General features: G+C 28.2%; 10 protein-coding genes. 4 read left to right on the plus strand and 6 right to left on the minus strand.

The features are described from left to right. Window positions 1–276: 276 nt before the first annotated feature. The 4 genes from ACX1M8_RS00005 to ACX1M8_RS00020 are packed head-to-tail and all read right to left on the minus strand — an operon-like array spanning window position 277 to window position 6353. Window positions 277–594: a Smr/MutS family protein gene (locus ACX1M8_RS00005; RefSeq protein WP_458616226.1), complete on the minus strand. Its 318-nt coding sequence runs from the start codon at window positions 592–594 to the stop codon at window positions 277–279. After that, window positions 582–1118 (minus strand): cysteine hydrolase family protein, encoded by a 537-nt coding sequence (locus tag ACX1M8_RS00010; protein ID WP_458616225.1) that lies wholly within the window; start codon window positions 1116–1118, stop codon window positions 582–584. The genes ACX1M8_RS00005 and ACX1M8_RS00010 overlap by 13 nt, the downstream gene beginning before the upstream one ends. Next, entirely contained in the window at window positions 1111–1968 is an 858-nt protein-coding gene (gene mutM, locus ACX1M8_RS00015) for a bifunctional DNA-formamidopyrimidine glycosylase/DNA-(apurinic or apyrimidinic site) lyase (RefSeq protein ID WP_458836521.1), read from the minus strand. Before mutM ends, ACX1M8_RS00010 begins: the two co-directional genes overlap by 8 nt. After that, window positions 1968–6353, minus strand: a complete 4386-nt coding sequence (locus ACX1M8_RS00020) for a PDDEXK-like endonuclease domain-containing protein (RefSeq protein WP_458836522.1) — start codon at window positions 6351–6353, stop codon at window positions 1968–1970. Before ACX1M8_RS00020 ends, mutM begins: the two co-directional genes overlap by 1 nt. Window positions 6354–6535: 182 nt before the next feature. Here ACX1M8_RS00020 and ACX1M8_RS00025 point away from each other — a divergent pair, with 182 nt between their 5' ends. Continuing rightward, complete coding sequence (locus ACX1M8_RS00025; protein WP_458836523.1) at window positions 6536–9997, plus strand: MIP family Ig-specific serine endopeptidase; 3462 nt, start codon at window positions 6536–6538, stop codon at window positions 9995–9997. A gap of 79 nt (window positions 9998–10076) precedes the next feature. On the opposite strand, the gene ACX1M8_RS00030 is transcribed toward ACX1M8_RS00025, so the two are convergent. Both ACX1M8_RS00030 and ACX1M8_RS00035 read right to left on the minus strand, forming a co-directional pair. Further along, on the minus strand, window positions 10077–11147 hold the full coding sequence (locus ACX1M8_RS00030) for a hypothetical protein (protein ID WP_458836524.1): 1071 nt from the start codon (window positions 11145–11147) through the stop codon (window positions 10077–10079). Window positions 11148–11208: 61 nt separating this feature from the next. Next, window positions 11209–11421, minus strand: coding sequence for a hypothetical protein (locus ACX1M8_RS00035; RefSeq protein WP_458836525.1), 213 nt, complete (start codon window positions 11419–11421; stop codon window positions 11209–11211). A 317-nt stretch (window positions 11422–11738) separates the two neighbouring features. On the opposite strand from ACX1M8_RS00035, the gene ACX1M8_RS00040 reads away from it, so the two are divergent. The 3 genes from ACX1M8_RS00040 (at window position 11739) to ACX1M8_RS00050 (ending at window position 14960) form a co-directional block, all read left to right on the plus strand. Next, window positions 11739–13607 carry a ribonuclease J gene (locus ACX1M8_RS00040; protein ID WP_458807185.1) on the plus strand — a complete coding sequence of 623 codons (1869 nt, stop codon included), beginning with the start codon at window positions 11739–11741 and terminating at the stop codon, window positions 13605–13607. A gap of 104 nt (window positions 13608–13711) precedes the next feature. Next, window positions 13712–14251 (plus strand): tRNA (cytidine(34)-2'-O)-methyltransferase, encoded by a 540-nt coding sequence (locus tag ACX1M8_RS00045; RefSeq protein ID WP_458616218.1) that lies wholly within the window; start codon window positions 13712–13714, stop codon window positions 14249–14251. Then, a complete protein-coding gene (locus ACX1M8_RS00050) occupies window positions 14232–14960 on the plus strand; it encodes a TrmH family RNA methyltransferase (protein WP_458798229.1) in 729 nt (242 codons plus the stop codon). Before ACX1M8_RS00045 ends, ACX1M8_RS00050 begins: the two co-directional genes overlap by 20 nt.

Raw genomic sequence — 14960 nt, forward strand, 5'->3', positions numbered from 1 at the left:
AAAAAATCACCTTTCTATTTACGAAGGTGATTACACAACATTCGGTCTATTACCCGTCCTAGTGGCGAATTTTTTTGTTCTAGAAACCATTAAGAGGATTGCAATCAATATTTAACTTGATTTAATCAAGTTTACACAAAGTTATTAATGTTACGTGTGTGATTGTAATGGATGTTGCGCTAACTTAATATAAGTTCAAATGCAACCATCACTACGTCATAGCTATAAAAGTAAAATAAAACGTCCTAAGACTAGGACGTGAGATGATACTTATAATTAGAATTTATAACCTGTAAAGATATCTTCTAGATCATCTTCATCGAGTTCTTCGACTTCAGTATCATCATAAAAGTTGGTACAATTTTTGAAACTATTATCTGAATCTAAATAGTAAGCTGCGCCATCATTACGTAATTCATAATCAATTTTATTTTTAACTAAAAATGATTCTAATACAGCTTTTAGTGTTCCTGTTCCATTTCCTGTAATGAAAAGAACAGAATCAATTTTATTTCTTTTTAGATCATAGATGTGTTTAACAACTTCAATCATTGCTTCTTCTGAATTTAAACCATGTAAGTCTACATTTCTCATTTTTTAATTATAACTCCTGCATTTTTTAAAGCTCTTAAGCCTACTAATGTATACTCATTAGCATCGTGTTCTTCATCATCGTAAGTAGCAATTGCATTTTCGTATGCAATAACTTTTTTGTCTGAATGAATTTTATTTAAATATGTTTTTAAAGTCACACCTAGTTGTAACACGCAAATATCTGTGCAACAACCTACAATATAAAATTCATCATATAGATCTCAAATTTTTGCCGGTATATCCCAAAAAGCATTAGTTGTATTTTTATATACAACTTCTTGCACATAAGGCTTTAGCTCTGAAACGATTTCTGATTCAGGATCATTAGCTAAACAATGTATTGGATATAATTTCATTTCTAAATCATTAATAGAATGATGATCACAAACAAATAAATTATTATCAAACTCTTGTACAATAGATTGTATTGTTGGGATAATCTTAGCAATATTGGGACTTGCTAAAGCTCCTTTATAAGCAAAACCATTTAACATATCAACAACTATAAGTAGTTTTTTATCCATTACTTTCCTTTTGACAGTTTGGACAAAAACTAGTGCCACGACCATTTTGCTTATAATCTAATTTTACTTTTTTTATTTTAAATTCCTTACATGTGGAACAAAATTGATTTTCTTTTCCATAAACTTGCAACTTATTTTGATATGTCCCTTTTTTAGAATTAACAGAAACATATGTATGGACTGAAGAGCCACCACTCGCTATTGAATCTTGCATAATTTCTCCAGCTGCTAAAAGTAATTGCTTAAGTCTTTCCTTACTTACTTTATTGCATTTTAGCATAGGGTACATTTTAACTCTATGTAAGGCTTCATCAGCATAAATATTTCCTACACCTAAAACTAATGATTGATCTAATAAAACAGATTTAATACTGATATTTTTCTTTTGCAATTTATTTCATAAAGAATCTACATCAACATCTTGGGGTAGTTGTGCTAGATTTTTAATTTCATAAATGCTTCTAGTATCACTTGCAGGGATAATTTCGAATGATCCAAACATACGATAATCGTTATATATCATTACTTTATTATTTTCTAGATAAAAGTAAATATAATTATGAGCATCTTGCATCATTACACTTTGTTCGCTTGTACCTATAACAAAGTATTTTCCAGACATTCTTAGGTGTGATATTAATCTAGAACCATCATCAAAAGTAAATATAATAAACTTTCCATAGTTATCTACACTTTTGATAGTTTTATTTACCAAAAAGGAGCTAAACTCTTCTTTGGTTGCGTTTTTGATTAATTTATCTTTTAGCACTGTAACAGAGATAATCTTGTGCCCTTGTGTTAATGAATTTAGTGTGTTGGTAACAACTGTAACTTCTGGATATTCAGGCATTAATTTCCTCCTCTGTCGGCAGCTGATTTTAGTAAGTAAACAACATTGCTTAATGCTGTTTGAGTTTGACGTTTATATCCTAGCAATTCTAGTGCAATTTTAGCTAATTCATCGTAGTTAATTTCGCTATTAAATTCTTTTGCTTTAGTTATGAAATCAACTCATTCATCAGGATGAACTCAAGTGATTTCTCTCTTAAATTCATCATTGTAAGCTGTTTTGAAAGCGATTTTTCTTGTGTTAGGAATTGTGTTGTAGACAAAATCATTATCACCTATAAATTTAAATCTACGTTGGTCAACTACGTCTTTATAACTTAATCCAAGTTTATCAATAATTGTTGTGAGTTCTTTTAGATATGCTACATCAATATTGTTGTGGATATATCAAACTCTATCTTTTGCTATCGGGATATTTTTAAGTTCTGCTCAATTAATTAAAGGCTTGAAAGAATTTCTAAAGTCTGACTTAGAAACTTGTTCGACTAATTCAGGAGCAGGAGTAACTTCTTTATTTTCTCTAAATGTTATATCACCATCTTGATTAATGTGTTTTTTAATGAAGTTAACTAATTGTTCTAGTTCCATATCTTTATTTTTGAATCAATCCGTAGATCACATACGATAAATAATTCAACCACGAGATTGAAGCACATTGCTTCTTAAATAATCGCGATCTTTTGCTACACGTGAAGAAGCGAATGTTGTTCCGTCGCATTCAAGACCTAAAACATATTTATCTAGTTCAGGGTTATAAATAGCTAAATCAAGTTTGAAATCACTAGCTCCAACATTAGAATGAACTTCGTAACCTAATTCTTTAAGTGATTGTGCAACATCTAATTTGAATGCTTCAGCAACATCGTTATTTGTTGCAGAAGTATCAACACCAACTTCAGCGTTCTTTAGAATTTCTTTTAGAAATTCAAGACCTCTAGCAGATGATTTGCTTAAATCGATATCTGTATATTTAAGTGAAGAAATAACATACATAGCTTCTTTAGATCTAGAAGCAGCTACATTTAGACGTTTGTATCCACCATCTTTATTAATAGCTCCGAAGTTATGTGAAATTTTACCTTTAGCATCAGGACCAAATCCGATTACAAGCAGAATAATATCTCTTTCATCCCCTTGCACGTTTTCGATATTCTTAATAAAGAATTTAGTGTTAGATTTTGGACTTAAAAATGCTTTATATTTATCATTGCCTTTTGCTTTTAAGAATTTATTTAATTCTTTTTCTAGATAGTTTGCCATCGTGATATTTAGTGTAATAACACCAATGGTCTTAGTATCTTCAAATTTATCAATAATTTGTGTTAATTGTTTAATTGTTGTATCAGCGTCTGCTTGATTTTGTTTATTTTCATAAACCCCATTTGTATAAATGAAGTTTAAACCAGTAAATGTATTATTTATAGATGCATTAGGGAATGAAACTAAAGTATTTTCATAAACATTTGAGTTTGAAGAATAAATAAGTGATTCATATTTAGAACGATAGTGTCATCTTAAAGCAATTGATTTTAAGAATGAAGCACCAGCAGAAAGAATAGATTCATATGCATCTAATTCATAGATATTATCGTCATCTTCGATTTCATCGAAATCACCTTTTTGTTCAAAGAAACTTGTAGGTGGTAGTTGTTCAATATCACCACAAATAATGTATTGATTTGCTCTAAAAATAGATGTTAAAGCATTTTCTGTTTTAATTTGACTAGCTTCGTCGATAATTAGCACATCAAATGTAGCATCTGAATCTTTTAGATAGGTAGAAACAGATAAAGGAGACATCATTAAACAACGTTTCATTTGTAAAATTGCATCACTTGCTTCTGACATAACATTTTTAACTGATTTAAAGCGTCTAGATTTTGATGCTTCAGCTTTAAGAATTAGATAGCTACGTTCAGTTCCAAGGAAGTTAGGAACTTGCTTACTGCAGGCTTCTAAAGCATTGGCATAAGCATTTTTGTTTAAAATAGCAATATCATTTTTATATCTTTCATGTAGGTCTTTTAATTTTACAAAGTCGCTTGCTAAGTTATTTTGTATTAATATGTTTTTGATCATTCAGCTTGAGTAAGCTCATTTAAATGTGTTAACAAATAATGTTTCATAGTTATTTGAGTGTAAGAAACTTAAATAGTTTTCTAATCCAAATTCAAATAATTTAAGCTCAAGATTATTTTTGTTAACTATGATATAACCATTATTTTGTTCGTAAATAAGATTTTCGACAAAATCCATTATAGCATAGTAGTTTTGAGCATCTAGTTCAACATTAAAGTCATTAAATAATTCATTATATGTTGTACTAATTTCGCTAATTAATTCTTGCAATTGAGCAAATGGGAAGTGAGCTACTGGAGCAACTTCTTTTGTGTAATTTACAGCAAAACTAAATTCAGAATCATTAAAGTGTTCTGATAACATTTCAAAATTATTAATAAGCACATTAAGCAATGTAATGTCCTTGATATCGAATTGGAATGTTAAGCTTGGAAGCATGCTTTCAATTTTTTCAAAAACCTTTTGAGCCTTTAAGCTAGCTTTATAAAGTTTTTTAGCTGCACCATAAGAATCAACTTTACGTAAGAAACCATAATTATGTAGTTGTAATTCGTTTTTGTTTTCTTTGTATTTTCTTGAAAATGCTCTAAAGAATGGATTAGAATTGTTGCTTAATCATGACTTTAAAAAATCAATATTTTGTATATTCATTTCTTTAGTAGGTTGATCAAAATCAAGTAATTTGCAGATTTGCTTATATTGTTTAGAGATTTCTTTTAAGTTTTTTAATTCATTTGTGAATGTAAAGTTATTTTTCTTATTTCAGTTAGTCTTTGTAAGGATAAAAGTAATATTTTTAACCTTTTCAATTTCATTAAATAATTCATTATTCTTAATAAAAATATAATCAGAATTTCCAAGTAAATAATTTAATTGAGACAAGTTATTTTTTAATGTGTTTAAGCAATTTATGACCTTGTTAAAGTCAATTTCTCTAGCACGTGTAATGTTTGACCATTTAGTGTAATTAATTTTGTTAAATGAAGCTAAAATAACTTGATAATTTTTAAGTAAATCATAAATATCTCTTAATTCATCTTCACTGTAGTTTCTCATAAAACTAAATGATTCATTAATTGGTAAATGATCTTTGATTTCTAAATAATTATTAAATAAGGTGAATAGTGGAACTTTATTTTTGTTAGTATCCACAAGAATATTTTCGTAGTTATTAATCAAATTAACATATTGAGAAATGTTCCGAGCCATTTCGTCTCTAAATTCATTATTTAATTTAGGATATGATTTAGTTTCTTCATAGTCTGCAAGCACCTTTTTAGCAAAAGATTTATTGTTGTCATCACTGTGAAGTCTTAAAACGAACTTTTCGAATCCCTTTTGAGATAATGTGTTATAAACTACATCAACAGCTGCTGTTTTTTCAGCAACGAATAGCACTCTTTTACCACGTGACATTAATTCTGTAATAATGTTTGTAATTGTTTGCGATTTACCTGTTCCAGGAGGACCTTGAAGAACAAAACTGTGGCCTTGAATAGCTGCTTGAATTGCTTTTTCTTGAGAACCATCTGATTCTAAACAATGGTAGTAATTTAAATAATCGATTTTTTCATCAATATCTTTATCAGAGATTAAATCAAAGTTAAAATCAATCATTTGTCCTGTTAATTGTTTATAAAATGGCGAAGCTTCTAATTTATCTCTATTTTGAATTAAGTCATTATAAATGCTAATTTTTGAATAAGTGAATACTCCAAAGTAGACTTCATCTAAAACTTTTATTTGTTCATGAGTTTTATTAAGGACCTCAAGAATTTCGCTTTCAAGTTGGCTCATTCCTATCATTACTTCTTCGATATTTGTTTTTGGTTCAAGATATTTTTCTAATATAGGCAAGATATCTACGCCATAGTCATTTTTAACCTTAAAAGCCATTGTATAGTTAGGCTCAATACTTGAAAATGAAGTATCAATGTAATAGTCATCTTTTTCTTTAGATAATTCAGAACTCATAGTAAAAATAGGTGAAAGAAGTTCATTATTATCACGATCTTTTCAATTTAGAAGGCCTAAAGCAAGATTTAAAATATTTATCCCTGTTTCTTCGATTGATAAACGATTTATTTTGATGAATTTATCTGCTTTAGTTGTAACTTCACCATCAGTTTCGTTAGTTAGCATCGCATTACGTTTTGCTTTAATTTTATCTTCATTATTTGTGAGTAAATAGCTTCCATCATTAACTTCATAAATCGAGCTAATTGAAATATATTTATCTGTTTTTAACTTAACAAGATTATTTGCTAGAGAGGTATCAAGCAATTTATTTAAAATATTTTCAAACATAATTCTCCTTTATTTTTTGTTTGATTAATTACTAGTAATTAAAGTTTATCAAAGTTTAAATTTTTCATTCAATTTTTAATAAAAATGGAAATAAATTTTTCACAATTTTAGAAATAAGATTTTTAGGTATTTAAAATGGTTGATTTTAATAGTCAAACTTGAATTTGGGATAAAATTAGAGTATGAAAAAGTTTAATAATTTATTATTAATTGCTCCTTTAATAAGTGCTGTATCCTCACTTCCAATGGTTGCTACTGCTTGCTTTAATGCATCCGAAAAAGATGAAAAAAGCAATGAGCTAGAGTTAAAAGTAACACAACTGCAAAATGAAAAAAGCCGTATGGAAGCTCAGTTTAATGAGAAAATAACTATTATTCAAAATTTAGAGCAAAAATATAAAAATGATATATCCCAAAAAGAAATAGAACTTAGTAATTTAAAAGAAGAGATTTCTTCAGCTAAAAACCAAATAGAAAACATTAAAAATAAATACAATAGTACTATTGATGATCTTAATAATAGCATTACTGATTTAAGAAAAGAAATAGAAGAACTTAAAAAACAAAAACAAGCTTATGAAGATGATGTTAGAAAAAATGAAAATCAAGCAACTGCTCTTCAAGGCGAAGTAGAAAAATCTAAAAACACTATAGCACAGCTACAAAAAGAAATAGACAGTAAGAATCTTAAAGCGATTGAGCTACAAAATAATTTAGATCAAGCTAGTGAAAAATATTCTCAAGTCTTAAAATTGGCTAAAGAAAAAGAAACTCAATATCAATTACTTGAAAACGAAATTTCAAGTAATAAATTGGAAATTGATAGATTGGATAAAGAAAAATCTTCGCTTATCAGTCTACATAATAAAGAAATTGCAGATAAAGAAAATAAAATCTCAAGCTTAATTTCTGAGCTAAATCAAGTTAAGAAAGAATTAGATTCCTTAGTTTCGGATGCTGAAATATTGCTTAACATCTATAAACAAACTCCTGCTTTATTGTCTAAATATCAAAAACAATATAATCAGTTGAAATCTAAATTCACAGAAGTAAAAACAAATAGGGACAACAAAGAACTTAGAACAGAATTGTTTAATGTTTATTCAGATGCTCTTAAAAACGCATATGCATTTTACACATTAAACATTTCTCAACTTAATCTATTAAGCAAGGAAATAGGCAATAGCCTAGTATTAAATAATAATAAGGTTGATAATCCATCACTTTCCGATTTAAAAGAATTAATTTTAATTTCTGAATCTAATCGAAGTTCAGTTATTAGTTCTTTTAATAACATGATACAAAATCAAGTAACTAACTTTAATCAATTAGATAATTCTTCAAGTGATAATGTAACTTTTACACCTATAAGCAAGGATAAAAACGAAGATTTTATATATAAAGCTAACCAAGTTATTTCTGATATTAAAGCGCAAGCTTGAAGCAGTATTCAAAATAAAATGAATGAAGTTAGCGCTTTATTAATTAAGGGTTTAAATTCTGAAGTGGTAAACCAATATAATGAAGTCAAAAATAAATTCCTTAATACAAAATACAATGATGTGAAATTTAGTAACTTATTTACTATTTACCAAGAGCTTTTAGTAGCTAAAGAAAACATCATAGAAGAGTCAACTAAAGCAAATGCAAAACTAATGCAAACTATTAGTGAAATTAAAAGCCAAATACAACAATTAAACAGTAGAATTTCTCAGTATGGTAATCAATATAGAAACTTACAGCACTATAATGCAGTGGCAAAAGATTTAAAAGATATTAATAATAATTTAGATTCATATAATTCATTATTTGATTTAGCAAGCAAAACTCCTAACGACGTCAATAATTTAGAACAAGAATTTAATTCTTATGAAATTGAATTTAATAAATTGAAAAATGATATACAGGCTCTATTTAAAGAGCTAAATGTTTGAAATACTAAATTACATACTTTATTAAATAAAGCTGAATTTTATAAAAATTCCGAAGAATTTAAAGCAATAATAAACTTAAATGATGAAACTTTTAATAGTATCAATAATACAGATTTTGATATCGAAAGTACTACAGCTCTTGCTCAAAAGTTATCTAAAGCAACAGAAAATTTTGAAAAAGAATCTAGATTATATAATGAGTTTATTAAAGAATTAAATGACCCAAGATCGTTTAAAGAAATGGATGAATTTTATAATAAATATGCAAGCAGTGTGCAAAAAATCATTGCTAATACTAAAGCTGAAAGAAAGCCTGGATTAAATAATAAAGCAATTTATGATTCAATTTTTAAGCGTTCATTTAATTTACAATTCTGACAAATGAATCAATCAAACCCAAATTCATATTCAATAGTTAGTGGTACAGGATGATTACTTGATTATGTAGATCTTGGAAATAACAAATATTGCTTGTACTTAGGTACAAATATGCACGTGGCTAATAGCAATGTTAACCCTGATGAATATGAAGAAAACAAACAAACTAGCAAAATAAGATCAGGTGAATTAACAGAAAGATTTACGATTGGATTCGATCCTAAGTGAGAAGATCATAGAAATCAATATTATATGTTTGAATTTAGCAGAAATAATTATGATGATAAAAAGTATATGCCTAAGAACTTTTTTGTAGCTAAAGATCATATGGATCGAAGTGTCCTTAATTCAAGTGTAGCAGCTGATTTTGCTGTTTTAGAGTGATATGTTGACTTAAATGATTTTTCTACAAGGGGCATTGATAAATTCCCTTATGTTCAAAGATATGCTTTTGAAAATTATGTTGAAAGCAGAGATAGTCGTATATATGAAAATTTAATAGCTAGAAGAGTTATTCAAAATAGTTTTGTTAATCATATAAGAGAAGCTATCGCTGAATTAGATGCATCTAAAAATAAGGTAGAAACAACTCAAATTGCTAACTTTAGTAATTCGCTTCCTTATATCAATGTAGATTATATGTCTGCTAATGCAATTGCTGAAGAGTTTAATAAAATGTATCCAAATAGTAAAATTCATGATTATTTACAACCTATTAATTATGCTTCATCAATTTATTTAGATGAAATGATTAAGAATAATTTAGGAACTAATTTAATTGATTTAAAACCAAATAGCCTATTAATTGGTGGATATCCTGCTGAAAACCACTTAATTACCGAAATTAATGGGGACTGAAATAAGATTAATACAAATACTGATAATATTAATGCCTTTAGTGATGCGTATAACAATATAGAGATGGATATTCGTGATGGTAGAGTAGGTCAAACAGAGTATGATAATACCACTTATAATCAATATATGTTACAGTACTCTGTACCAGCAACAAATGCCTTATTAGGTGGTTCTTCAGGCTCTATAGCTCTTAACCAAGATGGCTTGCCTGTAGGAATAAAATGAGGAATCAGACGTGATGCTAATGTAGTATATAATGATGCAAATAGAAGGGTTAATCAATACTCGGATGTTGTTGTTTCATTTGTTAATACATTTGATAAAAAATCTAAATACTATGGTAGTCAAACATTATATGCATACAATTTAATAGATGGTAGTGATAAAAACAAATATCCTAAACAAACTAATTCATATCGTGAAAGATTAATCAAAGTATATGGAAATAATGTAAAAACTGCTTTATTTAAGTAGAACAAAAACTAAAAGTTGGCACATAGCTGTCGACTTTTTTGATCAAAAAAGCCAACACTATGGTTGACTAAATTCAGATTTATTTAAATTCTATGTACATACCAGCAAATTGTTTAAGTGCTTTAGTAACGTTTTGCATGCTTTCCATTTCTTCTTTAGTTAGTGGAATATATTTTTCTAATTCAGCATCAGGAACTTGCTCAAATAAAGCTAGTGCATTATTTAATTGTCCTAAGACGCCTTCGATATTTAATGGCATATTGTTATTTTCGCCAGCTTGTGGTTGAATTAGTTTTAATCAAGCTTTAAAATTGGCGATGATGTTTTTTGCATATTGTTTAAATGTTAAGCTTTTGTTTAATGTTATTTTAGCCTTTAAATTAATTGTTAGTTTTTCCTTAGGCAGATTTTCTCTATCGATTAATCCTTTGTTTATTTTTTCTACAATTTGATTATTTTTTTCCTCAAATTTGGTTTCAAGCTCTGATAATGAATTTAAATTTGTTTCATTTAGTATGTCGTTTAAATCAAAATCTACTGTAGCAAAGTTTGTTAATTTAGTAATAGGATTAGTTTCGTCAGTGCTTATTGGGGTTAAATATGAAGTCGCTAGTTCTGGTAAATAAGTAATGATATTTTTAGGTGTTGTAGGTTGGTTTGATTCATTAGGAATCATAAAGTTATTTATTTGTAATCTAAGGAATGCAGCTGGTATTTCAAATACTGAGTTTCATAGATTTATTGTTGCATTTTTTATTTCTTGGCTTGAATTTTTAAGTTTTTTTAAAAAAGCTGCAGATTGTATAGCACGCTTGTAATTAATGTTTGCATCACTATGTATGTTGATTTGATCGCCGAATATTAAGTAAGATTCTGTTTGTACAGATAAGTTAAATGATTTTTTCACTTCATTACTTTTCATGAAGCTGTCTACATTATAAATAAGGTTTGTAAGTTTATCATCATATTTTTGTTCTAGCACACTATCTTCATTTTGATATTCTGGGTTATTAACACTTCCCTTTTCCTTATTAGGATTTTTATTATCATCGGTATCATTTTTGCTTTGTTGACATTGTACTGCGACAAGAGGCATTGCTCCTATAGTAGCAATTGTAAAAGGTAAAAGTATTTTTCTAAGTTTTTTCATTAATTTCTCCTTCTTATAGGTTTAAATCATGTTGTTTATTATTGTTAAGGCAAATTCATATTTAATATTCTAGTTTAAGATTATCGTTGGTTATTGTTATCGTTTTAACACTTGTTCCCTTTAAACATCCAGGGCAACAACAACCACTAAAATTAGGTTTATGCTTAATAGCGTTTTTTGTTGTTGCTTTAATTGTTGAAATTGATATTGTACCTACTATTATTGGTACAGTCACGACTAAAGCTAGAATAAGGAATTTATTTCTTAATTTCATGATTCACCTCCAAAAATATTCCTAATAAAATTATATAAAAATTTATGCAGTGATATTTGTGTGAAAACTGATATTTTATATTAAGCGTCTCCTTTGGAAAAATAGTTCTAATCAGATAAAAATGCTCTTTTTCCTTGCTTTATATGGCTAAAATAAAATTTAAGATTTTTAGCTATATTTATTGCTAAAAAGACCTTTTAATATATAATTGTTTTGATAAATACATTTAGTATTTTATTTAATATTTCAAACAGATAATAATTAATTTTAATGAATGAATTTCATTAACTTAATTTCATAATTTTTAAGGAGTTCTCATGAAACAAAAACAACCTACAGAGATTTTTGCTTTAGGTGGTGTTGAAGAAATAGGAAAATCAACACTTGTTGTAGATCATCACAATCACATTTTTATCATAGATTCAGGAATTAAATTTGCTGATACATTTAATACAGGAGTTAAAGGAATTATTCCTGATTATTCATACTTAAATAGACCTGAAAAGAAAATTGAAGGACTATTTATTACTCACGGACACGAAGATCACATTGGTGGAGTTGTTTATTTAGTACAACAAACAAGAATCAAAAAAATCTTTGCACCTAGAATTGCTATTCAATATTTAAAACTTAAATTCGAAGAAAATAGAATTAGAAAAGATATTGAGTTCATCGAAATTGAAAAGAATGAAGTTTACAAATTCCCACTAGGATGCCAAGCAGATTTTTGAACAGCTCAACACTCAATTCCGGATGCATTTGGTGTTAGATTAACTACACCAAATGGATCAATTATGTGTACAGGTGATTTTAGATTCGATTACACGCCTATTGGAAACTATACAGATTTTGCTAGATTAGATGAAATCGGTAAAGATGGTCTTACAGCTTTACTTTCAGATTCAACTAATGCAATGCGTCCAAATCACTCACCTAGTGAATCAGATATTTTAACCGACATTGAACGTCACATGCGTTCAGCTAAAAAGAAAATTATTATTACAGCTTTTGCTTCAAACTTAACACGTGTAAAAGTTATTATTGAATTAGCTGCTAAACTTAATAAAAAAGTTATTACATTTGGACGTTCAATGATTCAAGGGGTTAAAATTGGTCGTAAGTTAGGTTATATTAATGTTGGAAATGACGTAATTATTGATAAAAAAGATTTACCTAATGTAAAAGATTCTGATTTAGTTATCTTAACAACAGGTTCTCAAGGAGAACAATTAGCTGCCCTTTCTAGAATGTCTTACGGAAAGCATGCAACTATTAAAATTACAAAAGGTGACTTAATTATTTTCTCATCAAGCCCAATCCCTGGAAATAGAATGGTAGTTGAACTTCTTGTTAATAGATTATACAAGTTGGGTGCTATTATTAAGGAAAATGGAGTAGATGGTTACTTACATACATCTGGTCACGCTTACCAATGAGAACACGATAAGATTTTTACATTAACTAAACCTAAATACTTCTTACCATACCACGGTGATTATAGAATGTGTTTAGTTCATGGTCAAACAGCTGTAGCTAATGGTGTTAAAAAAGAAAATGTTATGATTCCTCAAAAAGGACAAATTTTTGAGATGTTAAATAATGTTATAACACCTACTGATCGTTTTGTTGAATATGGTCCAATTTATATTGATGGAAATACAGTTTTAAGTGTATCTGAACACATTTTATCAGATAGAGCTCAACTAAAAGATAGTGGATTTGTTAATATTATCTTCTTATTAGATAAATCAAAAAATGCTATCTTAGCACGTCCTCAAATTGTTACACGTGGAAGTTTCTTTGTTAAAACTTCAAAAGAATTAATAGAAGAAGCAAAAAGAGTAGCACATGGTGCTGTACTATACCACATTAAAAATAATGAAAAATGAACAACTGAAGAACTCGAAACAATTGTTAAAGAACGTTTAGCCACATTATTTTATAAAGAAAAACGTAGAGAACCTATTATTGTTCCTACAATAATATATACAGATGAACCTCAAGATCCAAAACTTGCTAAAGTAAAAATCAAATTCTCAAATAATCGTGATGAAGTTGAAGAAGAAGAAACAAAAGGTAAAAAAATGCGTAAGTCTCTTGCTCTTGAACTTGAAAAGGCAAAAAAATCAATTTTTGGTGAAGTCGAAAATGACGAACTTGATATTGATGAAGAAGACGAAATTTAATGACTTATCCACACGGTAAAATGTGTGGATATTTTTATTTTTGTTCCTAGGTGCTAGGTATGAAAGCGATAAAGTAAATGGAATAAACACTGTATAATATAAATATGTTAAATATAGTATTATATCAACCAGAAATATGCCCTAATACAGGGAATATTATTCGTACATGCTTCGCATTAGGAGCTAAATTACACATTATTAAACCAATTGGATTTGATCTTCATCCTAAGTGATTAAGAAGAGCTGGAGCTGGTAGAATGTTATCAGATATCCCTCATGAAGTGCATAAATCATATGCAGATTTTGCTGCTAAATATGGAGATAAAAGAATTTTTTATATCACTAGATATGGACTTAAATCATACACAGATGTTGATTACAAATCACAATTCGAAAATACAGGTGAAATTTGATTAATGTTTGGTAGAGAATCTACTGGAATTGATAAAAAAGTTTTACAAGACCACTTAGATGACTGCTTAAGAATACCTATGGTTTCAGCAATGCGTTCAATAAACCTAGGAAACTGTGTAAGTATTTTAGGATTCGAAGTAATGAGACAACTTGATTTTAAAGACTTATCACTTTACGAAGTTGAAAAAGGAAAGTACTTCTTAAGAGATTATGTTGAAGATAACAAGTAGATCTAATCCAACCATCAAAGAGCTTAAGAAATTACTTGATAAAAAGCATCGTGCTAAAGAAGGAAAATTTTTAGTCGAAGGTTATCATCTAGTCGAAGAAGCTAAACAAGCTAATTTATTACTTCAAACATTAGAGAGCAATTCTGAAAATATTAAGTATCAAGATTCAATCTTAGTTACTAATGAAATTATTAAAGAATTAAGCGATACTAGTACACCACAAAGCATTATCGGGGTATGTAAGTTCCCTCAACAAGGAAAAATTGGAAATAAAGTTTTATTCCTTGATGAATTACAGGATCCTGGTAATGTTGGAACAATTATTCGTTTAGCTAAATCATTTGATATGGATACAGTCATTATTAATAAGTTTGATTATTTCAATCCAAAAACAATTCGTTCATCCCAAGGTGCCTTCTTTAAAACAGATATTGTTCCAACTAAAAATGGAATTGATGTATTAAAACAACTAAAGGAACAAGGCTACTACATTTATTCTACAGTACTTAATACAAAGGCTAAAAAACTTAATGATGTATCTTTTGATAAAGAAAAAATCATTTTAGTTGTGGGTAACGAAGGTAACGGAGTAAGCAAGCAAGTTCAAGAATTAAGCGATGAATTTGTTTATATTCCTATTTCGTTCGAAAGTTTAAATGTAGCTTGTGCTACTGCTATTGTACTTGATAAAATAAGAAATAGAGGTTAA

The sequence above is a fragment of the Mycoplasma tracheobuteonis genome, assembly GCF_054456995.1.